Source organism: Myxococcus sp. MH1, assembly GCF_059738865.1.
This window is the reverse complement of record NZ_AP026947.1, coordinates 3173650-3195105: the sequence shown is the minus strand read 5'-3', so window position 1 is coordinate 3195105 and position 21456 is coordinate 3173650. Positions and strand designations below refer to the sequence as shown.

The following is a 21456-nucleotide window of genomic DNA, read 5'->3' as shown; positions in this document are numbered from 1 at the left end:
CCCCTGCTTCGTTGATTCCGGAGGACTCCAGTAGACTCGCGCCATGCTTGCTCGCGTGGGCTCCTCCGTCGTGCTGCTCGTGTTCGCGTTGCCGTGGTGGGCCATCACCGGGTTCGCCGACTACATGGCGGGCTCCAGCGTGAGGCGTCAGGCCCAGTCCGCGAGCTGGCCCACCGCGCAGGGCACCATCACCGCGAGCGAGGTGCGCTCGGTCCGCGGCAACAAGAGCACCACGCACGGCCTCGAGCTGACCTACACGTACTCCGTCGACGGACGACGGCACGAGGGCCACAAGTACCGCATCATGACCTCGCGCTCGGGGGACCTCGAGGAGGCCCAGGCGCTGGTCGCCCGGTACCCCGTCGGGGCTCGCGTCACCGTGCACCACGCGCCGGGCGACCCCTCGGAGGCGGTCCTCCAGGCGGGTCTCGGGGGCACGGAGCTGGTCGTGCTCCTGATACTGCTTCCCTTCAACCTGGTGGGGCTCTGGCTGCTGAAGCTGGTGGTGGGGTCCTTCAAGCCGGAGTCGCCGCTGCTGTCCCCCTTCACACGGGAGGACGGCAGCGAGTGCGTGGTGCTCGACGCACCCGACACGGCCACCTCGGCGGCCATCACCATGGCGACCTCCGCCCTGCTCTGCGTCGTGCTCACGAGCACCCTCGCGGGCGTCAACCCACCCCTGGCCGCGGGCGTGGCGGCCTGGGTCGTCGTCTTCGCGTGCGGACTGCTCGTCGGGCGCTACCTCCACGCCCGGAAGAAGGCCGGCCACTACGAGGTCCGCCTCCACCGCCGGGAGCGGAGGCTCTCGCTGCCGCCCATCCTGGGACGCAAGGCGCGGCTCGACGTCCGGTGGAACGACGTGCTGTCGCTGCGTGTCGAGTCCCAGGTGTCCGCGAAGAACAAGACGCGCTACCGCGTCACGCTCGAAGTCGCCACCGCCGACGGCACGGCGCGACAGGAAGCCGTGTGCGGCCATACCCGACAGGAGCAGGCGGAGGCGCTGGCGCGGTGGTTGAGAAAGGACCTCCAGGTGGGGGAGGTCGCGCTCCAGGCGCTGCGCTCGGCCTGACCCGAGGCGCATCGGGCCACCGGGACGCGGCGGGCGCGTGCACGGAGGCTCGCCCGCCCCATCCATCGCGCCGGGCAGGAGCGGCGAGCGCACGCTGTGGGCCGCGCCCTCCGCGCCTACCCTTCCCCAGGGACGAGCAGGGCGAGTCTGTCTTTCGGGGGTCACATGGAGCGCCTCATCGGAAGCCCCGCGCGAGCAGCATCCGCGCGTGGGGGGTGGCACCGGAGTCGGGCCATGGCCTGGTGGCGCCACTTCACGCTGCCTGGTGCGTGGGTCGCGCTGGTGTTCGCGTGTCTGTCATTCACCCCCTCGCTCCTGCCTCGCGGCGGCCCCTTCCAGGGGCTCGTCAGCGGCATCAGCGCGGTCATCGGCTACGGGCTCGGGGTGGCGGGTGCCTGGCTCTGGCGGGAGTTCGCCAACCGACCTCCGCGCTCACCCAGCGCCCGGGCCTGGCGAGGGTTCCTCGGGGTGGCGGCCGTGGCCCTGGCCGCATCCCTGGTGCTGGGCTGGCATTGGCAGGCGAGCATCCGGGAGCGGATGGGGATGCCCCACCCGGGCCGTGCGGGCTACCTGTTCGCGCCCTTCATCGCCGCGCTCCTCTTCCTCCTGCTCATCGGTGCGGGCCGAGGGCTGCGCTCGCTCTCCCATCGACTGAACACGCGCCTGTCGCGCCACATCGGCCCCCGCGCGGCCCGGGCGACGAGCGGGTTCGCGGTGGCGACGCTCACCTTCCTGGTCCTCAGCGGCGTGCTGTGGGATGGGCTCATCTCCCTGGCGGACCGCACCCTGGCCCTCCAGGACACGACGACCGCCGAGGGTGTGTCTGCGCCACGAAGCCCGCTGCGCTCCGGGAGCCCCGACTCCCTCGTGCCCTGGGAGACGCTGGGCCGCCAGGGCCGCAGCTTCGTGGCCCAGGGCCCCTCGGTGGAGGAGCTGTCCGCGTTCCATGGCGCCCCCGCGAAGGAGCCCATCCGGGTGTATGCCGGTCATGCGTCCGCCCCGGATGCGGAGCGCCGCGCCGAGCTCGCCGTCCGTGACCTGGAGCGCGCGGGCGGCTTCGAGCGCGACTTCCTGCTGGTCGTGACGACGACGGGCAGCGGCTGGGTGGTGCCCGAGTCCGTCGAGGCCTTCGAGTTCCTGACAGGTGGCGACTCGGCCATCGTCTCCATGCAGTACTCGCATCTGTGGTCATGGCTCTCCGTCCTGGTGGACCAGGAGCGGGCGCGCGAGGCGGGACGGGCCCTCTTCGACGCCGTCTACGAGCGCTGGTCCCGGCTCCCCGAGGACCGGCGCCCCAAGCTGTTCGTGTTTGGGGAGAGCCTGGGCTCGTACGGCGGGGAGACGGCCTTCAGCGGCGAGCGGGACCTGGCCAATCGCACCCACGGCGCGCTCTTCGTCGGCCCACCCCAGTTCAACACGCTGTACCGCGAGTTCACCGACCAGCGCGACGCCGGCAGCCCCGAGGTGGAGCCCATCTACCGCGAGGGTCGCATCGTCCGCTTCAGCCGGCGCCCCGGGGAAGAGATTCCCCCCGCCATGGCGCCCTGGGCAGACGCCCGGGTGCTCTATCTGCTGCACCCCTCGGACCCCATCACCTGGTGGAGCCCCCGATTGCTCTTGCGACGGCCGGACTGGCTGCGCGAGCCCCGCGGTGACGACGTCGTGGACGCGATGGTGTGGCTGCCCTTCGTCACGTTCTGGCAGGTGACGGCCGACCTGCCGCTGGGGATGGCCGTGCCGCCCGGCTACGGACACGTCTATACGGGCGAGCACGTCGACGGATGGCTGGCATTGCTTCGCCCCCAGGGATGGACCGGACAGAAGACCGCGCGACTGCGGGCGAGACTGCGGCCGACGCCCTGACCGTGCGGGCTCCTGGCCCGCACAATGACATCCATGCGGGCCACCCCGAAGACAGCCCACCCCGGGGATACCACCAATCCCCTGAGGCATCACACCACCATCGCCGCCAGACATTGACCCTTCCGGACCCCAATGAGATACAAACACAACAAGGCGGCCACGCGCCCCGGCTGCCATTGGGAGCCCGCAATGCACAACACCGCGCCGCACCACTGCAAGACCGTGTCGGAGCAGAAGTGGTCCCTGAGCACGTTCATGGAGTTCTACGAGCGTGTCCTGGGCCCCCGGCTCTTCAAACCCTATGGAGAGCTGCTCGTCCGGGAGATTCGCAAGGACATCCGTCCGGACGCTCCCCCGACGAGCATCCTGGAGGTCGCGTGTGGGACGGGCCGCATCACCACCCACCTCTACGAGGACCTGGCCCGGCCGCTGGGCTTGCGGCTGGTCGCCACGGACCTGTCGAAGATCGCCATCGACATGGCGAGGAAGGTGGTCAGTGCGGAGCTCCGACGGGACGTCGTCTTCCACGCCGACGTGGACATGGCGGACATGCCCTTCGCGGACAACAGCTTCGACATCATCGTCTGCGGCTTCGGACTGATGTTCCCGCCGGACAAGGCCCGCGTCGCCCGGGAGTTCAAGCGGGTGCTGCGTCCGGGCGGGAAGCTCTACGGCACCGTCTTCCACTACAACGAGCTGTTCGACCTGGCCCGGCGGCAATCCCAGAAGCACTTCGGGACGCCCTCGGCCATCATGGACGCGGCCCTCAGCCTGACCGACCCCTCCGCCATCACCCACGCCTTCTCCCTCGAGGGGCTCTGTCGGGGCGTCAGCGAGGTCGCGACCTCATGTCCCCTGTCCTTCCATCTGGACGACCCGGACACCCGCGAGTTCCTCTTCAACGCCTGCATCCTCCTGGAGGAGTTCAACCAGTGCGACACCCTCACCCGGGAGGGGTACCTGGACACGATGCTCCGGGAGTTCCACGAGCAGGTCCCCACCCGGAACTACCAGGTCAAGGCCTGGCTCCTGCGCGGCCAGGTGGACCAGGCCTGCAAGGAGTCCGTGGCCCCCAGTCCCCGGCCCGACTTCTCGGCCTTGAGCGCGTTCCGACAGCTGCCGCCCCAGTTCGTCGAGAGCCCCGCGGACAGGCCGCTCCCGCTCGCGGAGGCCCAGCTGCTGCGCCCCTACCACGCGATGAAGGCCGCCTTCCTGGCCGAGCACCCGACCTACCCCGAGGCCGAGGTCGAAGCGCTGCGCGACACCGAGTTCTCGCGCCTGGATGCCCTCCAGGAGGCGTACCTGGACCACGTGGGCGGCACGCTCGCCCCGGAGAGCCTCCTGACGCAGGACTACCAGGTGCTCAAGAGCACCATCCTCGGCAACCCGCACACCGGCTCGAAGTCCTCCGACGCGGCCTTCGAGAAGGCCCGCGCGGAGATCTATCGGTTCTTCCGCTGTGCGCCGGAGGAATACGAGATCATCTTCACCCCCAACGCCAGCGGCGCCATCCGCCTGGTGGCGGAGTCGTTCCCCTTCGAGAGCGGCTCGGAGGTCCTGCTCACCAAGGACAACCACACCTCGGTCCACGGCCTGCGCGAGTACGCGAAGTCCAAGGGCGCCTCGGTGAAGTACATCCCGCTGGACAAGGAGCTCTTGATTCTGGACAGCTCGATGCGGCGCTCGCTCGAGAAGCTCGCCCCGGGGCACCCGCATCTGCTCGCGTACCCGGCGCAGTCCAACGCCACGGGCGCCAGGCATGACTTGAAGTGGATTCCGCTCGCGCAGGAGAAGGGCGCGATGGTGCTGTGCGACGCGGCGGCGCTCGTCCCCCAGTCCCGGCTGGACTGCTCGGTGCATCACCCGGACTTCGTCGCGGTCTCGTTCTACAAGATGTTCGGCCATCCGACGGGGACCGGGTGCCTCATCGCCAGGCGCTCCTCGCTTCGCAAGCTGACCCCGCCGTCCTTCGCGGGCGGCGCGGTGTGCTACTACTCGGGCCCGTGGTCTCCCACGGACCGGCTGCTGCACCGTGACGACGGGAAGCGGTTCGAGGTCGGCACGCCCAACTACGCGTCCTTCCACGCCATCGCCCAGGGGTTCGAGTTCCTCTCCCGGCTCGGACTGGATGAGCTCCGCGCGCGGTCGACGGCGCTGGCCAGGTGGCTGGAGACGCGGCTGTTGGAGCTGCGGCACGACATCAAGGCCCAGGCCCCGCTCTGCCGCATCTACGGCCCGCCGCCCGAGCACAAGGGGGCGACGGTCATGCTGAACTTCTTCGACTGCTACAACGCCGTCTTCCCGCACGCCCTGGTCAAGCGGGCCGCCGAGTCCTTCGGCATCACCGTGCGCAACGGGTGCTTCTGCAACCTGGGCGCGGTGCAGCAGGCCACGTACACCACCGCCGGCGCGGAGCACTGCGAGCTCGACAAGACGGAGAAGATCCTCGACTGCAAGACCTTCGACGACAAGATCCTCAACAAGGGCAACTGCGGCGCCATCCGCGTCTCGTTCGGGCTGGGCTCGAACTTCCGGGACGCCTACCGCTTCTACCTGTTCGCGAAGTGCCTGCTGAACACCGAGGGCGCGCGGCTGGCGGACACCCTGGCAGACGCCCCGGTGAACTGAGGCCGGCAGCCGGCAAGCCCCTGGCGGTCGTCCGGGTGTGACTTCAGCGGCGTAGAGCCCCAGGAGGACCTCGACGCGCGAGAATCCCTGGAGGCGCGTGGGCAGGAGCGTCAGGAGGAGCTCCTCCTTCCACGGCGAGAAGCCCTCCGGACAGGCGATGGATGTCCCGTCACCCTGCGTCGCGTGCACCCCGTCGTGGAACGACACCAGGTCCGAGATGGCCCGCCGGCGGAGGTCGAGGAGCGCCTGCTTCAGCCGCGACGCCTCGGACTCGGTGGCGAAATCCCCTCCGCGATCTCGCCGGCGTCACGTCAGTACATCAGGAACGTGTCAGCGTAGGTGCCGACGCGAGGGTGGATGGCGATGAAATCCATCTTGCCGTCACCATTGAAGTTGCCCAGCAGGAAGCGCGTGGACGACTCCGCCCAATAGTCCGCCGTGAACCCGCCGGATGACACGCGCGTGAAGGTGCCATCACCGTTGGAGAGGAAGGTATTGGCGTGGGAGCTGCCGGCCGGATGGATGGCGATGAAGTCCACCTTGCCGTCACCATCGAAGTCACCTGGAAGGAACGGCGTGGCACCATCCGCCGAGTAGTCGGAGGAAAACCCGCCGGAGACCACCCGTCTGAAGGTGCCATCTCCGTTCGAGAGGAACGTGTTGGCGTGGGTGACGCCGCCCGGATGGATGGCGATGAAGTCCACCTTTCCATCACCATTGAAGTCGCCCGGAAGGAACGGCGTGGCGCCATCCGCCCAGTAGTCGGAGGAGAAGCCACCGGAAACGACGAGCCGGAAGGTGCCGTCACCGTTCGCGAGGAAGGTGTTGGCGTAGGTACCGCCGCGTGCATGGATGGCGATGAAGTCCACCTTGCCGTCGCCGTTGAAGTCGCCCGGCAGGAAGCGCGTGGCCCCATCCGACGAGTAGTTCGAGGTGAACCCGCCGGACACCACGCGTCGGAAGGTGCCATCTGCGTTCGAGAGGAAGGTGTTGCCATACGTCACGCCGTTGGCGTGGATGGCGACGAAGTCCCCCTTGCCGTCGCCATTGAAGTCGCCCGGAAGGAAGCGCGTGGCCCCATCCGACCAGTAGTTCGAGGAGAACCCACCGGAGGCCACGCGCCGGAAGGTGCCATCTGCGTTCGAGAGGAACGTGTTGCCATACGTCACGCCATTGGCGTGGATGGCGATGAAGTCCCCCTTGCCGTCACCATTGAAGTCGCCCGGAAGGAAGCGCGTGGCCCCATCCGACCAGTAGTCCGAGGAGAACCCACCGGAGGCCACGCGCCGGAAGGTACCATCACCATTCGAGAGGAAGGTGTTTCCATACGTCACGCCATTGGCGTGGATGGCGATGAAGTCTCCCTTGCCGTCGCCATTGAAGTCGCCCGGCAGGAAGTGCGTGGACGCATCCGCCCAGTAGTCCGAAGAGAATCCGCCAGCCGGCACCATCCTCGCGGCCCCAGGGCCCACCCGACGGTACCCATAGAGGTGATTCAGCGCGGCGATGTCGGAGGCCGTCCACTCGTTGCCCGCAGTCGGGCCACCACAGGAATTCATGACGGACCCGCCCACGATCGCCGTGGTTGGCGTCCCAGGGAGGTGGATGGCGCCATCGCTCCCAGCCTCCTCGTTGCCACCGGAGCCACAGCTGATGCTGCGGTTGTAATAGTCCGAGTGGCGGAAGCCAACCGTATGGCCCAGCTCGTGCATGATGACGTGCTTGTTCAGGCCCGCGCTGGCACTGTTCAGACCGACGCCGATGTTGATGACTCCGTAGGGTTGGCCACCCGAGGGAAAGCCGGCGGAGCCGCCAGCGCCCGAAGTGGTCTGCGCCGTGATGTTCGCGGTGCAGCCAGTGCTCGGCCCACGCGCGAAGGTGATGCGCAGACCCCGCGCATTGAAGCTGATGAGGGCCTGGTCCAACCCCTGGCTCAGTCTGGGATAACTGTTGAAGGTGGCGGTTGGGTTGACGCAGATCTTCGTCACGCCCATACCAACGAGGTTGCTCGTGCGGTACTGCTCCTCGCTCCCTTCGGAAGGCCGGAGCATCTCGCGCGACGCCTCCAGCGTGACGTGGGCATCACCTCCCACATACACGGCACCGTCAACGATTCGGATGTCGTTGGTCGGAAAGCCAGCTTCGATGAGGTTGGAGAAGATCTCCTGGTGCTCCGCCCTCGGTTCCGTGCCGCAACCGACCAACAATGCGCCACAGGTCACAGCGAGAGCTGCTGTCTTCTTGAACATGATCGTCCCTTGATTGCTCGACGACGGAGATGCGCTGCCTACCCGGGACACGCCAGGCTCGACCGCATCCCTAGCAATGAGCTCTCTTTGCCATAAACCAGAAAACGCATCCAAGACAGCAAAACCTTCATCAGACATCAACAATACGCCCAGGCGGGAATATGCCGTTCATCTTCCCTGCCTTCAGGAAGGGATGGGTAGCAAGCACCCCACGGGCATTTGCTCGACGTCAGGCCTGCCCAATACATTCCAGAGGCCGGCCATCTCGCCGGCACACCAAGGACAATCACCCGTGAAGATGAAGTCACTCATCATCGGTCTGGCGTTTGGAGGGATGTTGGCGGCGTGCGGCGGCGCGCCGGAGGAGCTGACGGACGCCGAGGGCACGCTCGGTGAGACGGAGCAGGCCATCTGTGAGGGGTACGCCAATGGGGCGCGGCACTGCACGTTCAAGTGCACGGCCAACGACTGGCGTCACTGGTACGGCTACAACGACGTCGCGTGGGGTCAGTGTGAGGACGTGGCGCGGCGCGACTGCGGCCGCGAGCCGTACAGCGTCTGCTGGAGCATCCCCTGAGCCTGCTTCCCTCACCCCCGGAATCCCTCCCATGAAGAAGCCGACGAATCCCCTGTTGCTGGCGCTGACCTCCGCGATGTTCCTCGCCGCGTGCGGCGCCCCTCCGGAGGAGGCGACCGAAGCCTCCTCGCTGCCGGACCCGGCCTCCGTCGTGATGACGAAGGACCGCGTCCCGGGCGAGGTGAGCGCGTCCTGGACCGCCAACTGTGCCGGCTGGGCGCAAGGCGGCCGCACCTGTTCGTGGCGCTGCCGCAGCACCAGCGAGTGGATGTGGGCCACGCAGACCGTCGCGTACGGCGACTGCAACGCCTACGCGAACAACTTCTGCGGACGTGATGCCTACGCCGTCTGCTGGAGCAGCAACCCGCACCCGTAGTCCCCCGAGGCCGGAGGACCGAAGGCCCCGGGCTCGCTCGCGCGTCCGGGGCCGCTCCACACTTCCTCCACATCCTCCCCGCATCCTGCCCCCACTCGGATTGGCGCTTGGGGCGCCATGCAGGGGGAGATGGTCATGAAGGATGTCAATCAGGGGTGGAACACCGCGGTCAACGTCGATGCCTCGCTGCTGACGACGATGGCGGCCAATTTCGCCGCGGGCGCGCAGGACCCGACGGTCACCTTGCAGCAGGGCTCGGTGACGGTGGGGCTCCAGCAGCTGTCCGTCGCGCTCGACAGCCAGACGGACTCGGTCGTCTTCAGCGTCCCCTGCACGGGCACCGTGGCCCGGCAGGCCGTCGACGGGACGCTGAGCGTCGGCGTCCGGCTGGCGAGCCTCGCCATGGGGTGCGTCTATCCGACGGCCTACCTCGCCACGAACGGCCTGGCGGGTTGTGACGCCAGGGCCAAGGCCCCCTGGACGCTCGACAGCAACGCGCTGACCGTGGAGGTGTGGGTGCGAACCCAGGCGACGCAGGCGCAGACGCTGGTGTCCGTGCCCGACGCGGGCCTCTCGGTGGGAATCAATGGCGGCAGGCCCGTGGTGACCTGGGGAGGCCAGACCTGCGTCGCCCCCGGCTCCGCCGCGACGCTGGATGATGGCCACTGGCACTTCGTGGCCGTGTCCCTCGCCGCCCAGGTCATCACCTTCTACGTGGACGGACAGTCCAAGGGCACCGCGACGCTGTCCTCGCAGCCGCGGACGAACGGGCAGAGCCTGTGCATCGGCCAGGGCCTGGACGGCGAGGTGTCCTCCGTGCGGCTCTGGACGCTCGCGCGCACCGCCGCGCAGCTCCAGCAGGCGATGAACGCCACCCTCCCCCTCCCCCAGCCAGGCCTCGTGGGCGTGTGGACCTTCGACGACGGCCAGGCCGTCAACCAGGTCGACCAGGGCGTGGCCACCCTGCAGGGCGGCGCCACGTGCGTGACGACGGCGGACTCGGGGGACGAGGACGACGCCAAGGCCTGGAACACGCTCTGGTTCCTCGACCCGGAGCACACCTTCACCGTCACCATGAGCCCGAAGTCCGGCGTCTCCGCCCTCATCGAGACGGCGGTGCTCGGTCAGTTCCAGGCGGCCATCACCCAGGGCAAGGCGACCGGCGCGGTGAAGCCCCCGCCGCGCGCGCCCACGACGATGACCTTCTCCCTGACGGCGGGCGACGCCCCGGACCTCATCGCCCTGATGATGAGCGACCACGCGCTCCCGCCGGGCTGGCCCGCGCCGACGCCCTTCCCCTCCACGCCCACCTTCACCACGTCCCCGACGCAGAACCTCGCCATCCTGGTCGATGACACATTCCTGCTCCAGGAGATGATTCCCGCGCTGGCCAAGGCCATGAAGGTGCCGGAGTCGGACTTCCAGGTGAAGGGGAGCCCTCCGGTGCTCTCGCTCACCCAGCCCGTCACCCTCCACGCGAAGGGGCAGAGCATCCACCTGAAGGCCTTCACCCTCGGCTTCACGGACAAGGGCCTGGCCCTGGTGATGAAGGCCACCGCCTTCCACATGGCCATCCAGCTCACGGGCACCGTCACCCTGACGGTGCGGCAGAAGGATGGCGTGGGGAAGCTCTACTACGACATCCTGGACCCCGAGGTGAGCTACGCCCCGGACTCGAGCGACCCCACGGTCCAGAAGTTCGAGATGCTCCTGGCCCTGCCGCTCGTCGGCGTCGTCGCGGCCCTCATCGTCGCCGTGTACATGGGCATCGTCATGTATGTGATGTCCAAGCTCCAGGACGCGCTCGACGACGCGGATGGCTTCGTCGACACGGGCTCGAAGGGGCAATCGCTGTCACTCCAGCGGGTCGCGTTCGACAACGGCGTGTATCTCTATGGACAGCTCACGCCCGCGAACAAGGGCGCCTCGCGCGGCGCCACGCCGAAGGCCGCGTCCGCCCCCGTCCTCACCGGGTTCAGCCCCGACGAGGGCGCCTCGGGCACCCAGGTGACGCTCACCGGCACGGGGCTCTCCAACACGCTCGAGGTGAGCTTCAACGGGACGCCCGCCGATTACTTCCGCTGCTGGAGCGACCGCCAGGTGGTGGCCCGCGTCGCGGACGGAACCACCACGGGCCCCATCCAGCTCACGACGGCCCAGGGCACCGCCGTGAGCGCCGCGCCCTTCACGGTGGCCGCGCCCCCGACGCTCAGCTCCGTGGGCCCCCCGAGCGGCCAGCAGGGCGACGCCGTGAAGCTCTACGGCACGGGCCTGCTGTCCACCAAGAGCGTGTACTTCCACGAGGACATCCTCGCGTCCTTCACGCTCGTGTCGGATGACCAGCTCATCATCACCGTGCCCCCGGGCGCCGTCAGCGGCCCCATCACCGTGTCGACGCCTGGCGGCACGGCGACGCAGGACGGCTTCGTCGTCAAGGGAAGCCAGGTGCCCGCCCTCACCGCCTTCACGCCCACCGCCGGCACCCCGGGCACCGAGGTCACCGTGACGGGCGCGGGCTTCACCGGCACCACGGACGTGACGTTCAACGGCGCGCCCGCGGCGTCCTTCACCGTCCTGGATGACCACCACCTCGTCGCGGTCCTGGGGAGCCGGACCACCTCCGGCCCCCTGCGCGTCACCAACAGCCGGGGCACGGGGGTCTCCTCCAGCGCGTTCAACGTCCTGTCCGCGCCGAGCGTCGACAGCTTCTCGCCAACCAAGGGCACGCCCGGCACCCCCATCACCCTGCACGGCTCCGGCTTCGCGGGGGCCACGGCGGTGCACATCGGCACGCCCGGGGTGCAGGTGCCCATCGTCTCGCTCGGCGACACGAGCATCACCGTCACCTCGCCCTCCGGAACGGGCAGCGGCCCCGTGTCCGTGGAGACGCCGGCGGGCATCGGCGCCTCGAAGGACGACTTCCAGGTGCTCAGCGTCGCGCCCCCCGTCCTCACCACGTTCTCTCCGCTCACCGGCGGCCGGGGCACGGCCGTCACCATCACCGGCTCCGGCTTCACCGGCACGACGGGCGTGGCCTTCGGAGGCGTCGCCGCCCCCCTCTTCGAGGTGCTGAGCGACACCGAGCTCACCGCGTACGTGCCCAACAAGGCGGTGAGCGGCCCCCTGCACGTCACCAACACGAAGGCGGATGGCTACTCGCCGATGGCCTTCACCTTCGTGGCGCCGCCCACCCTCAGCCAGTTCGCCCCACCGTCGGGCCCGGTGGGCACGCAGGTGGTCCTGACGGGGACGAACCTGGGGAGCGCCACCGAGGTGCGCTTCGGCAGCGCCTCCTCGGCGCAGGCGGCCTTCACGGTGCAGGGCAACACGAAGCTCACGGCCACCGTGCCGTCCGGCGCGCTCACGGGCGACGTGTTCGTGACGACGCCCGGTGGCAAGGCAGCCACGAAGAGCACGTTCAGCGTGAGCACGAACGTGAAGCCCGTCGTCACCGGCTTCACACCGGACACGGGCGGCCCGGGGACGAAGGTGACCGTCACCGGCAGGGGCTTCACGGCGACGAGCGGCGTCTGCATCGGCGACACCCCGGCGCGCACCTTCGAGGTGAACAGCGACACGGAGCTGGTGGCCGTCATCGACGCGGACACGACGACGGGCCCCATCAGCGTCACCAACGCCGCGGGCACGGGGAGTTCCTCCCAGTCCTTCACCGTCCCCAAGGTCGTGTGGGTGGACGGCTTCACGCCGCCGAATGGAGAGGTCGGAGCGCAGGTGCGCATCCAGGGAGGCGGCTTCACGGACGTGCAGCGGGTCAGCTTCGGGGACTCGGCCATGCCCGCGTCCTTCACCGTGCAGGGTGACACCGCGCTGACGGCCACGGTGCCCTCCGGCGCGGTGCAGGGGCCCATCCAGGTCGTCACCTCGCGGGGCGCGGCGCACTCGGTGCAGAGCTTCCAGGTGGACGCCTCCGCGGTCGCCACCCTCACCCGCGCGACGCCGGGCTCCGGTCCCATGGGCACGCAGGTGACGGTGGAGGGCGCCCACTTCACCGGGACGACGGGGGTGCGGCTGGATGGCGCCGCCGTCGAGCGCTACCAGGTGGTGAGCGACACCCAGCTCACCTTCCTGGTGCCCTCCGGCGGCACGTCGGGGGCCATCGTCGTGGAGAACAGCCGGGGCGCGTCCCAGGGCAGCGTCACCTTCCAGGTGACGAAGGCGGAGGGCTCCATGCCCAAGGCCCTGGCCGGCTAGGCTCGTGCTTCGGGCACGGAGGTCGTCCCCATGGATTCGCAAGGCCCCATCCTGGTCGTGGAGGACGACCCTCCCATCGCCGCGGGCATCGTCCGCGGGCTCAAGCTCGCGGGCTTCCAGGTGACGCTCGCCACCGACGGCTACCTGGCGCTGGAGGCCGCGCTGAAGGAGCCTCCCGCGCTGGTGGTGCTGGACCTGAACCTGCCGGGCCCCGACGGCTTCGCGCTGCTCGAGGCCTGGCACCACCGGCTCCATGTCCCCATCATCGTCCTGTCCGCGAGGCAGGAGCTGGAGGCGCGGCTGCGCTCGTTCGGACTGGGCGCCGCGGACTACCTGGCCAAGCCCTTCTGGATGGAGGAGCTGCTCGCGCGCATCCGCGCCCGGCTGCGGCTGCCGGAGACGAACGCGCGCCGGGTGCTGACGTGGGCGGACGTGCGCGTCGACCTGGATGCGCGCTCCGTCAGTCGGGAGGACCAGGGGATGGTGCCGTTGACGCGCCACGAGCTGGACGTGCTCTTGTACCTGGTCGAGCGCCCCGGCCGCGCGCTCACCCGTGAGCAGATCGCCGACCAGGCCCTGCCCCTCAACGAGGAGCGGGACGCGCGGACGGTGGACTCCCACGTGGCGCGCATCCGCAAGAAGCTGGGCCCCGCCGGCGCGCGGCTGCGCACCGCCTGGGGCATCGGCTACCGCTTCGACCTGGAGGACGCGCCTTGAAGATGTGGCAGGGGCTGGCCTGGAGGACCGCCATCGCGTCGCTGCTGTTGGGCCTGCTCGCCACGCTGTCGGCGGCGTACGTCACGTTCAACAAGACGGCGGAGCTGGCGGCCCAGGGCAGCGCGCGCCTCTTCTCCGAGGCCATGATGCAGGCCCATGGCGAGGCCTGTCGCGCCGCGCCCCAGGGATGGAGCCACACCTTTCCCCAGGGGCTCCAGGTGCGCGCGTTCGACGCGGACAGGCTCCTCGAGCGTGGGGGACCGGACCCGGCGCTCGTGGAGCGGCTCGCCGCGGGCGAGCCCCAGCCGATGTCGCTCCACTACCCGCGCCTCGAGGGAGGTGTGTGGGCCGGGAGCATCCTGATTCGCGCCGCGGCGTCGGGGCCCTGCAGCGTGCTGGAGTACCGGTGGCCCGTGGTGGCCAGCCGGATGAGCGGCGCGCTCTGGTTCATGCTCGCCGCCATCACCTTCACCGCGCTGCTGGCCGCGGCCTCCACGTTCGCCGTCATCTCCCCGCTGCTCAAGCGCGTCCGGCGGCTCCACGCGGCGGCCAGCGGCCTGGGCGGCAAGGCCTACGCCTCCACGAACGACGCCGCGCGCGACGAGCTGGGAGACTTGTCACGCGTCCTGGACGTGGCCCAGGCGCGGGTCCAATCGGATGCGGCGCGCATCCTGGGACAGCAGCAGGCCTTGGAGCGCTTCCTGTCGAACGTGGCGCATGACCTGAAGACGCCCATCGCGTCGCTGCAGCTCGCCCTGGAGCTGGCGTCGAGCGCACCCGCGGAGGAGCTGCCCGAGCTGCTGGTGCGCGGCCTCGAGGACACCGTCTATCTCACCGCCCTGGTCGACAACCTGCGGCTGGCCTGCCAGCTGGGCGAGGGCGTGGATCCACTGGACGGCGAGCCTCGCGCGGCGCTGGGGATGCTGGTGGAGCGCGTGGCGCGCCGACTGTCGCTGCTGGCCCGCCGCAAGCAGCTCACGCTGGAGGTCGCCCGCCCGGACCACGAGCTGTGGGCGCGCTGCCATCCGACGATGCTGGAGCAGGCGGTGAGCAACCTGGTCCACAACGCCATCGCCCACGGCACGCCGGGCGGCCACGTGGTGGCCGTGCTCGAGGAGCCGGCCCCGGAGCGCTTCCGCCTCACCGTGTTGGATGACGGCCCGGGCGTGCCCCCCGAGGACCTGGGGCGGCTCGGCGAGCGGTTGTTCCGGGCGAGCGGCGCCCGGGAGCGGGACCCGCGCGGCAGCGGGCTGGGGGTCGCCATTGCCCGCGAGCTGTGTCAGCGCGCCCACCTCACCCTGGACTTCAGCCGGAACGAGCCGTGTGGACTGAAGGTCGTGCTCGAAGGTGCCCGCGTCCCGGCGCCCTCGTGACGCCACGCGCGACGGCTCAGCCGCCCGCGACGAGCCCCGTGAGGTCCCGCACGATTCGTCCGTCGACGATGGGCAGACACTCCGGGGGACACTCCTGGGTGAACCGCACGCCTCGCTCCCGGGCCCGGTGGAGGAACCCGTCGAGCCCGTCCAGACAGGCCTCCGGGATGTCGTGCAACACCATCAGCGTGTGAGGCCTCGCGGCGCAGTCCTCGAGCGCCTTCTCGGGCCAGCCCTTCGCATCCAGCCAGTCCCCGGGCACGCTGTTCCAGAGCGCGCACGTGTACTGGTGACGGACCAGGTGCTCGACGGCGCGAGGGCTCAGCAGGTGAGGCCCCAGCTTGCCGCCGCCGCCGAACGGACGGAACCACTTCGCCGTGGAGACCAGGGGCGCGAGCAGCGCGTCCGTGGCGGCAATCTCCGCCTCCACCGCGTCAGGACGGGTGTCCTCGCCGAGCGGCGTGGCGTGCGAGAAGGAGTGGTTGCCCACCCGGTGGCCCTCGTCCCGCGCGCGGACCACGAGCCGGCGTCCCTCGTCCGTCCCCAGGTGCTTGCCCAGCACGAAGAACCACGCGGGGATGGCGTGCGACGCCAGCAGGTCGAGCACCCGGGGCGTCACCACGGGGTCGGGCCCGTTGTCGAACGACAGCGTGAGCAGGCTCACCGGAACACGTTGTTGGACGTGCGGTCCCCGGACAGCCAGCGCTTCAGCTCCTGGTGGGCCTTCGCGCGGCGCGCCTGGAGCAGGTCCTGGGTGATGGCCTGGGGGCTGTCGTGGGTGAACTCGACGATCATCCCGTTGGGGTCCTTCACGTACAGCGAGCGGCAATAGCCATGCTCGAGCACATACGTGTCCGGCTCCTTGTAGCCCGCCGCGCGCAGGCGCTGCTCGATGCCCTGCTGCGTCTCCACGTCGACGTTCAGCGCGATGTGGTGGAACGGCGAGGACGGAATCTCCGGCCCGAAGAGCTGCTGGTCCTCGGGCTTCTCGAACTGGAAGAACGCCAGCGCGCTGCCGTCCGCGAGCTCGAAGAAGGTGTGACAGTAGGTGCGCATGGCGCCGAACAGCTCGTCGGACTCGCACCAGGTCGCCACGAGAGGAAGTCCAATCAGGTCCTCGTAGAACCTCCGCGTCGCCTCCAGGTCCTTGGTCACATAGGCCGTGTGGTGAAGACGGCTCGGCAGCTTCGCTTGCGTGGACATGGGTCCTCCCAGGGGTTGGTCCTCAACGACTCGAGCTCACGGCGCACGGACGACGGGGTTCTTGAGCACGCCCACGCCTTCGACGATGACCTCACACACGTCACCCTCGCGCAGGAAGCGAGGAGGGTTGCGCGCGGCGCCCACCCCGCTCGGCGTGCCCATGGCGATGACGTCGCCAGGCTGGAGCGTCATGGCCACGGAGAGGTCCGCGAGGACGGTGGCGACGTCGAAGATCATGTCCGACGTGCTCGCGTCCTGGAGGACCTCGCCGTTGACGCGCATCTGGATGCGCAGGCCCCGCGCGCCCGCGGGCAGCTCGTCGGGGGTGACGAGCTCGGGCCCCAGCGGGCCGGTGGCGTCGAAGTTCTTGCCCACGGTCCACTGGTGGGTGCGCTTCTGGTAGTCGCGAATCGAGCCGTCGTTGAAGAGCGTGTAGCCCGCGACCCACTCGAGCGCGCGCTCCTTGGGGATGTGCCGCCCCGGGCGCCCCACCACCACCGCCAGCTCCGCCTCGTAGTCGAGCTGGCTCGAACAGGTGGGCACCACCATCGGCTCGCCGTGGCCCAGCAGGCCCGAGGCCACGCGGGAGAAGACCACCGGGTGCTTCGGGGCCTCGTACGTGGCCTCCGCCGCGTGGGCGACGTAGTTGAGCCCCAGGCACAGGAACTTGCTCGGCTCCGGGACGAGCGGCCGATAGGTGAACTCCTCGTCGGGGAGCACCGGCGCTCTCGCGACGTGCCGGGCCAGGTCCGCAAGCACGTCCGGCCCCCGCTCGAGCAGCCCACGCAGCGAGGTGCCGACCCCCGCGTCGAGCGCCGTCGCGTTGAGCATTCCCCGGGGCGTGCGCACACCCAGCGCGGGCTCCCCCTTCACCAGAATCGATGCAATCCGCATGTTCGCCGGTCTCCCTCGTGCGAGCGCAAGGCTAGCCAGATGGAAGGCCTCGCTCAACCGATTGTCGACAAAATGCGTTTTGCATCCAGCGTGACACCTTGTGTCAAATCCGCGGCGTGACGTATAGGTCGCCTGTCCGTGAGGAAATCGATGGCCGCCCCGTCCCGCATCCGGGTTCCCGTGTCGGAACCCACGCTCGCATCGACCGTGGTGGACCGGTTGCGAGCGGACATCCTGCAAGGTGGCCTCGCGCCGGGAGAGAAGCTGCGGCTGGAGCACCTGGCGCCGCGCTATGGCGTGGGGCGCACGCCGCTGCGCGAGGCGTGTTGCCGACTGGCCTCGGAGGGGCTGGTCACCATCGAGGACCAGCGTGGCTTCCGGGTGGCGCCCATCTCGCGGGCGGACCTGTTGGACCTGACGCGGACGCGGCAGCAGATCGAGACGCTCGCGCTGCGGGGCGCCATCGCCCAGGGGGACATCACCTGGGAGGGAGAGGTGACAGCGGCGCTCCATCGGCTGCAGCGCCGCGCTCCGGCGTCTGGCAGCGGCGTGCTGGATGACACCTGGGAGCTCGAGCATGCGCGCTTCCACGCGACGCTGCTGAGCGCCTGCCAGTCGCCCTGGCTGCTGAAGTTCCACGCGATGCTGTTCGACCAGACGGAGCGCTACCGGCGCCTCTCCCTGGCCCATGGCAAGGCGGGACGGAACGTGGAGGACGAGCACGCCGCCCTGGTGAAGGCCACGCTGGACCGGGACGCGGAGCGGGCGTGCGCGCTCTTGACGGAGCACATCGCCAGGACGACCGAGCGGGTGCTCGCGAGCCACCCCGGGCTGCGCGCGGTGTCCGTCCCGGCCCAGAAGCCTTTGCCGACAAAAACCCGGCGGCCTCGCGCGAGGGATTGACGCCAGGCGCGGCCGCGCGTACTGGCCGGAGGCACATGGTACGCACGCGCTTCGTCGAGGGTTCAGGAGGGGTTCGGCTCGCGGTGGATGAGTCGGGCCCAGCATCGGGTGCGCCGAGCATCCTCTTCGTGCACGGGCTCGCCCAGGGCCGTGGGAGCTGGGACGAGGTGCTGCGGGGGCGGTTGGCGGAGCGTCATCGCCTGGTCGCCATCGACCTGCGAGGGCACGGGGACTCCGACAAGCCCGAGGGCGATGGGCCCTATGTGGACGGGGTCCACTTCGCTGGGGATCTCGAAGCGGTCATCCAGCAGCTCGGGTTGGTACGGCCCGTGGTCGTGGCCTGGTCCTACGGCGGTGTCGTCGTCGGCGACTACCTGCGGCGCCATGGTGACGACGCGCTGGGCGGCCTGTTCTTCGTGGCGGCGTCGCTCAAGACGGGCAAGCCGGCGCGCGCGCTGTTCGGCCCGGGGATGATGTCCAACGCGCGGGGGCTGATGTCGGAGGACGGCGCGACCTATGAAAGCTCCGCGAGGGCCTTCGTCGAGGCGTGCGCGGCGGGCACGCTCGACGCATCGCGAGTCGACGCGAGCGTGCGAGCCATGCAGCGCGTGCCGGTGAATGTCCGACGCGCGCTGCTATCCCGGGCGGAGGACTACTCCGTGGAGCTCGAGCGCTGCCGTCGACCGGTGGCCACGCTCCACGGAGAGCTGGACCAGGTGGTGCTCCCCGCCATGAGCCGCGAGGTAGTGCTGGCGTGCGCCCGCTCGGGTCAGGGCACGTGGTTGCCCGGCGTGGGCCACGTGCCCTTCATGGAGGCGACACCCCGGTTCGAGGACGCGCTGGCGTCCTTCGTGGCTCAGGCGTCGAGCTGAGCCAGGACGGTCGGCTCCAGGAACGTCAGCGTCTGGAGCGTCGGCGCCGTCCTCCGGGCGAGGGACGAGACGACCTTGCTGTCCCCCACCTCCAGCACGCGTGTCACGCCCTGCTCGACGAGCGCCTGCATGCACTGCGTCCACAGCACCGGCCCCGTGATTTGGGTCAGCAGCGAGCGCCGGATGCAGACCAGCGTCTTCACCGGCTTCGCGGTCGTGTTGAGCAGCACGGGACATCGAGGCATCCGGAGTTGCAGGCCCGCCACCACGGACTTCCACGCCTCCTCCACCTGCCCCATCAGCGGCGAGTGGAACGCATGGCTCACGTCCAACAACACGCACTCCGTCGCCCCCGCCGACAGGGCCACGTCCTTGAACCGCTCCAGGACACTCCGGTCCCCGGACAACACGAACTGCCTCGGGCTGTTGTGGATGGCCATCACCACCACGCCCCCTCTCGCCGCGTCGTGACACAGCTCCGCCAGCCTCGCCCCGTCCAGCCCCATCACGGCCAGCATCCCGCCCGGCGTCGTCACGCTCGCCATCAACTGCCCACGCTTGCGCACCGCGCGAACGGCCGCGGTCAACGGCAGGCACCCCGCCGCCACCAGCGCGGAGAACTCCCCCACGCTGTGCCCCACCACCACCGAGGGCCTCAGCCCCCGCTCCTCCAGCTCCGCCAGGCACGCCACGCTCACCGTCACGATGGCGGGCTGCGCGTTCTCGGTCGCTGTCAGCCGCTCGAACGGCCCCTCCAGGCACAGCCGCTTCAGGTCCTCGCCGATGGCGTCCGAGGCCTCCTCGAACACCCGCCGGGCCGCGACGGAGCGCTCCAGCATCTTCCGCCCCATCCCCACCTTCTGGGAGCCCTGCCCCGGGAACAGCCACGCCCACGCCGTGTCGCTCATGTCAGCCCACCGCCGCCGTGACACCAGGGCCCACCGCCATCCGCTCCACCTCCGCCACCCAGCGCTCGGCGAACTCACGCGCCGTCTCGTCGCGGACCGTCGGTGAGAGGTACTCGAGCACGCCGTGCACCTCGCCTCCCGAGTGGATGATGACGACACCGAAGCAGGGTCGCCCCGTCAGCGAGCCGCGCACCAGCACCCGCTCCGTCTCCACGCCTTCGGGCAGGGCCAGCTCCTCGGGCTGACGGATGGTGCTCACGAGCAGCGAGTAGTTGAACGCGGAGGGGTCCGCGTCGTTGCTCCGAAGCCCCGCCCGGAACATCCCCGGGGGCATCAGCGTCAGCAGCCCCATGTTCACCATGAAGCTCACGGCCTCGTCCGGCTCCCTCAGCTTCCGGATGGACTCCGAGAGCGTCTTCTCCAGCGCGGGTGAGCGCAGGTCCTCGGGGCTCGCCACCACCTGCAACATCCCCAGGTAATTCCCCAAACCAGACGGCACCCCCAACGCGCTCCGCAGGTTCGTGGGAACGAAGGTCCTGAAGCGCAGCTCCGCCTGGCCCCGCTCGCGGCGCAGCGCGCTGGCGGCCCGGAAGACCGCGCCCACCAGCAGGTCATTGCGGCTCACGCCCTCCGCCGTGGAGACCGCCTTGAGTCGCCGCCACGTGTCCGCCGGAATCCGCAGCAGGTGGTGCCGCGTGTGCGTGGGCCGCGCGGCCGCGTCATCGGCGAGCACCGCGGAGGCCCCCTTGTCCGTGTCCCCCATGGAGAAGTGACGGCGCACCAGCCTCCACATCCCCGCGAAGCCCCGAGGCCGCAACAGCTCCCGCAGCCGCTGTCCCCCATGCACGGGAAGCCGCGGCGACAGGGGCCGCCCCGCGCGCAGCTCGTTGTATCGACGCACGAGCAGGTCCAGCATCAGCAACCCACCCTCGCCGTCGACCGCGCAGTGGTGCACCGTGAGGCACAGCCGGTAACCCCCTTCGGGCCGTGGCGCATGAATCACCCGCCACGGCGGCAGCCTCCTCAAGTCCATGGGCGCATCCAGCAGGCGTGAGTCCTCCGCCTCCACCGGCGCGTCGGACCAGCACAGCAGCCGCGAAGGCTCCACCCAGGGACGACGGGCGACGAACCTCGCCACGCCCAGCGTCGCCTCACGCACGAACGAGCGCGCCAACGGGAGCTCGCTCAACACCGCCGCGACCGCGCGCTCCAGCGACTCGCGCTCCAGCGGCGTGGCCGTGTCCACGAAGTGGTGCGAGTTCATCCGCGAGCCAGGGCCATCCTGCAGGTAGAAGTACCGGTCCAGGCCGTTGAGCCTCAGCGCCCCCGACTCGGGCGCGAGCGGAATCACCAGCAGCATCAAGGCGGCGGCCACCAGCGGAGGCCACGCGGGCATCACCAGCCACAACAACGCCGAGGCGACCGCCAGCTCCACGAGCAGCCCCCGCCGAGGCACGCGCAACAAGCTCAGCGCGCCCACCGCGAAGCCGAGCCAGGCCCACCCACCGAGCCACGCGGAGAGCCCACACAACAACAGCCCCGCCGCGCGGGTACCCACGACGAACGGCGTCTGAAAGAACGAAGAGGAGGACATGGGGCGAGTCATGACGGA

16 protein-coding genes are annotated in these 21456 nt (G+C 69.9%); 10 read left to right on the top strand and 6 right to left on the bottom strand.

Features of this window, described 5'->3' with window-relative positions; all coding sequences use genetic code 11:
* The first annotated feature begins 43 nt into the window (after positions 1 to 43).
* The 3 genes from AC6JA9_RS13005 (at position 44) to AC6JA9_RS12995 (ending at position 5560) form a co-directional block, all read left to right on the top strand.
* Complete coding sequence (locus AC6JA9_RS13005; RefSeq protein ID WP_497959824.1) at positions 44 to 1069, top strand: DUF3592 domain-containing protein; 1026 nt, start codon at positions 44 to 46, stop codon at positions 1067 to 1069.
* 234 nt (positions 1070 to 1303) lie between these two features.
* Complete coding sequence (locus tag AC6JA9_RS13000) at positions 1304 to 2932, top strand: alpha/beta hydrolase (RefSeq protein WP_497959823.1); 1629 nt, start codon at positions 1304 to 1306, stop codon at positions 2930 to 2932.
* Between the two features lie 189 nt (positions 2933 to 3121).
* Entirely contained in the window at positions 3122 to 5560 is a 2439-nt protein-coding gene (locus tag AC6JA9_RS12995) for an aminotransferase class V-fold PLP-dependent enzyme (protein ID WP_497959822.1), read from the top strand.
* 311 nt (positions 5561 to 5871) lie between these two features.
* Here AC6JA9_RS12995 and AC6JA9_RS12990 read toward each other — a convergent pair whose 3' ends face one another.
* Positions 5872 to 7809, bottom strand: coding sequence for a M57 family metalloprotease (locus tag AC6JA9_RS12990; protein WP_370642018.1), 1938 nt, complete (start codon positions 7807 to 7809; stop codon positions 5872 to 5874).
* A 292-nt stretch (positions 7810 to 8101) separates the two neighbouring features.
* Here AC6JA9_RS12990 and AC6JA9_RS12985 point away from each other — a divergent pair, with 292 nt between their 5' ends.
* From AC6JA9_RS12985 to AC6JA9_RS12965, 5 genes are all read left to right on the top strand, one after another.
* On the top strand, positions 8102 to 8386 hold the full coding sequence (locus AC6JA9_RS12985; RefSeq protein WP_483577451.1) for a hypothetical protein: 285 nt from the start codon (positions 8102 to 8104) through the stop codon (positions 8384 to 8386).
* 31 nt (positions 8387 to 8417) lie between these two features.
* Complete coding sequence (locus AC6JA9_RS12980) at positions 8418 to 8762, top strand: hypothetical protein (RefSeq protein ID WP_223748872.1); 345 nt, start codon at positions 8418 to 8420, stop codon at positions 8760 to 8762.
* A gap of 135 nt (positions 8763 to 8897) precedes the next feature.
* Complete coding sequence (locus tag AC6JA9_RS12975; RefSeq protein ID WP_497959820.1) at positions 8898 to 12974, top strand: IPT/TIG domain-containing protein; 4077 nt, start codon at positions 8898 to 8900, stop codon at positions 12972 to 12974.
* 30 nt (positions 12975 to 13004) lie between these two features.
* On the top strand, positions 13005 to 13691 hold the full coding sequence (locus AC6JA9_RS12970) for a response regulator transcription factor (protein WP_497959818.1): 687 nt from the start codon (positions 13005 to 13007) through the stop codon (positions 13689 to 13691).
* A gap of 2 nt (positions 13692 to 13693) precedes the next feature.
* On the top strand, positions 13694 to 15064 hold the full coding sequence (locus AC6JA9_RS12965; protein ID WP_223748979.1) for a sensor histidine kinase: 1371 nt from the start codon (positions 13694 to 13696) through the stop codon (positions 15062 to 15064).
* A gap of 16 nt (positions 15065 to 15080) precedes the next feature.
* Here AC6JA9_RS12965 and AC6JA9_RS12960 read toward each other — a convergent pair whose 3' ends face one another.
* The 3 genes from AC6JA9_RS12960 to AC6JA9_RS12950 are packed head-to-tail and all read right to left on the bottom strand — an operon-like array spanning position 15081 to position 17161.
* Positions 15081 to 15728, bottom strand: coding sequence for a polysaccharide deacetylase family protein (locus tag AC6JA9_RS12960; RefSeq protein ID WP_408891123.1), 648 nt, complete (start codon positions 15726 to 15728; stop codon positions 15081 to 15083).
* A complete protein-coding gene (locus AC6JA9_RS12955) occupies positions 15725 to 16267 on the bottom strand; it encodes a VOC family protein (RefSeq protein WP_223748868.1) in 543 nt (180 codons plus the stop codon). The genes AC6JA9_RS12960 and AC6JA9_RS12955 overlap by 4 nt, the downstream gene beginning before the upstream one ends.
* A gap of 36 nt (positions 16268 to 16303) precedes the next feature.
* Positions 16304 to 17161: a fumarylacetoacetate hydrolase family protein gene (locus tag AC6JA9_RS12950; protein ID WP_223785260.1), complete on the bottom strand. Its 858-nt coding sequence runs from the start codon at positions 17159 to 17161 to the stop codon at positions 16304 to 16306.
* A 150-nt stretch (positions 17162 to 17311) separates the two neighbouring features.
* Here AC6JA9_RS12950 and AC6JA9_RS12945 point away from each other — a divergent pair, with 150 nt between their 5' ends.
* Together AC6JA9_RS12945 and AC6JA9_RS12940 are read left to right on the top strand one after the other, a co-directional pair.
* On the top strand, positions 17312 to 18064 hold the full coding sequence (locus tag AC6JA9_RS12945; protein WP_426747167.1) for a GntR family transcriptional regulator: 753 nt from the start codon (positions 17312 to 17314) through the stop codon (positions 18062 to 18064).
* 35 nt (positions 18065 to 18099) lie between these two features.
* Positions 18100 to 18936 (top strand): alpha/beta fold hydrolase, encoded by an 837-nt coding sequence (locus AC6JA9_RS12940; RefSeq protein WP_497959816.1) that lies wholly within the window; start codon positions 18100 to 18102, stop codon positions 18934 to 18936.
* On the opposite strand, the gene fabD is transcribed toward AC6JA9_RS12940, so the two are convergent.
* Entirely contained in the window at positions 18921 to 19844 is a 924-nt protein-coding gene (gene fabD / locus AC6JA9_RS12935) for an ACP S-malonyltransferase (RefSeq protein ID WP_408891127.1), read from the bottom strand. The genes AC6JA9_RS12940 and fabD overlap by 16 nt on opposite strands.
* Position 19845: 1 nt before the next feature.
* On the bottom strand, positions 19846 to 21438 hold the full coding sequence (locus AC6JA9_RS12930; protein ID WP_223785256.1) for a non-ribosomal peptide synthetase family protein: 1593 nt from the start codon (positions 21436 to 21438) through the stop codon (positions 19846 to 19848).
* Between the last annotated feature and the right edge of the window lie 18 nt (positions 21439 to 21456).

Excerpts from the sequence above, each read along its gene's own strand:
- AC6JA9_RS13005 (WP_497959824.1), top strand. The coding sequence starts at position 44 with ATGCTTGCTCGCGTGGGCTCCTCCGTCGTGCTGCTCGTGTTCGCGTTG.
- AC6JA9_RS12975 (WP_497959820.1), top strand. The coding sequence starts at position 8,898 with ATGAAGGATGTCAATCAGGGGTGGAACACCGCGGTCAACGTCGATGCC.
- AC6JA9_RS12970 (WP_497959818.1), top strand. The coding sequence starts at position 13,005 with ATGGATTCGCAAGGCCCCATCCTGGTCGTGGAGGACGACCCTCCCATC.
- AC6JA9_RS12990 (WP_370642018.1), bottom strand. The coding sequence starts at position 7,809 with ATGTTCAAGAAGACAGCAGCTCTCGCTGTGACCTGTGGCGCATTGTTG.
- AC6JA9_RS12955 (WP_223748868.1), bottom strand. The coding sequence starts at position 16,267 with ATGTCCACGCAAGCGAAGCTGCCGAGCCGTCTTCACCACACGGCCTAT.
- AC6JA9_RS12945 (WP_426747167.1), top strand. The coding sequence starts at position 17,312 with ATGGCCGCCCCGTCCCGCATCCGGGTTCCCGTGTCGGAACCCACGCTC.
- AC6JA9_RS12950 (WP_223785260.1), bottom strand. The coding sequence starts at position 17,161 with ATGCGGATTGCATCGATTCTGGTGAAGGGGGAGCCCGCGCTGGGTGTG.
- AC6JA9_RS12940 (WP_497959816.1), top strand. The coding sequence starts at position 18,100 with ATGGTACGCACGCGCTTCGTCGAGGGTTCAGGAGGGGTTCGGCTCGCG.
- fabD (WP_408891127.1), bottom strand. The coding sequence starts at position 19,844 with ATGAGCGACACGGCGTGGGCGTGGCTGTTCCCGGGGCAGGGCTCCCAG.
- AC6JA9_RS13000 (WP_497959823.1), top strand. The coding sequence starts at position 1,304 with ATGGCCTGGTGGCGCCACTTCACGCTGCCTGGTGCGTGGGTCGCGCTG.
- AC6JA9_RS12995 (WP_497959822.1), top strand. The coding sequence starts at position 3,122 with ATGCACAACACCGCGCCGCACCACTGCAAGACCGTGTCGGAGCAGAAG.
- AC6JA9_RS12930 (WP_223785256.1), bottom strand. The coding sequence starts at position 21,438 with ATGTCCTCCTCTTCGTTCTTTCAGACGCCGTTCGTCGTGGGTACCCGC.
- AC6JA9_RS12965 (WP_223748979.1), top strand. The coding sequence starts at position 13,694 with ATGTGGCAGGGGCTGGCCTGGAGGACCGCCATCGCGTCGCTGCTGTTG.
- AC6JA9_RS12980 (WP_223748872.1), top strand. The coding sequence starts at position 8,418 with ATGAAGAAGCCGACGAATCCCCTGTTGCTGGCGCTGACCTCCGCGATG.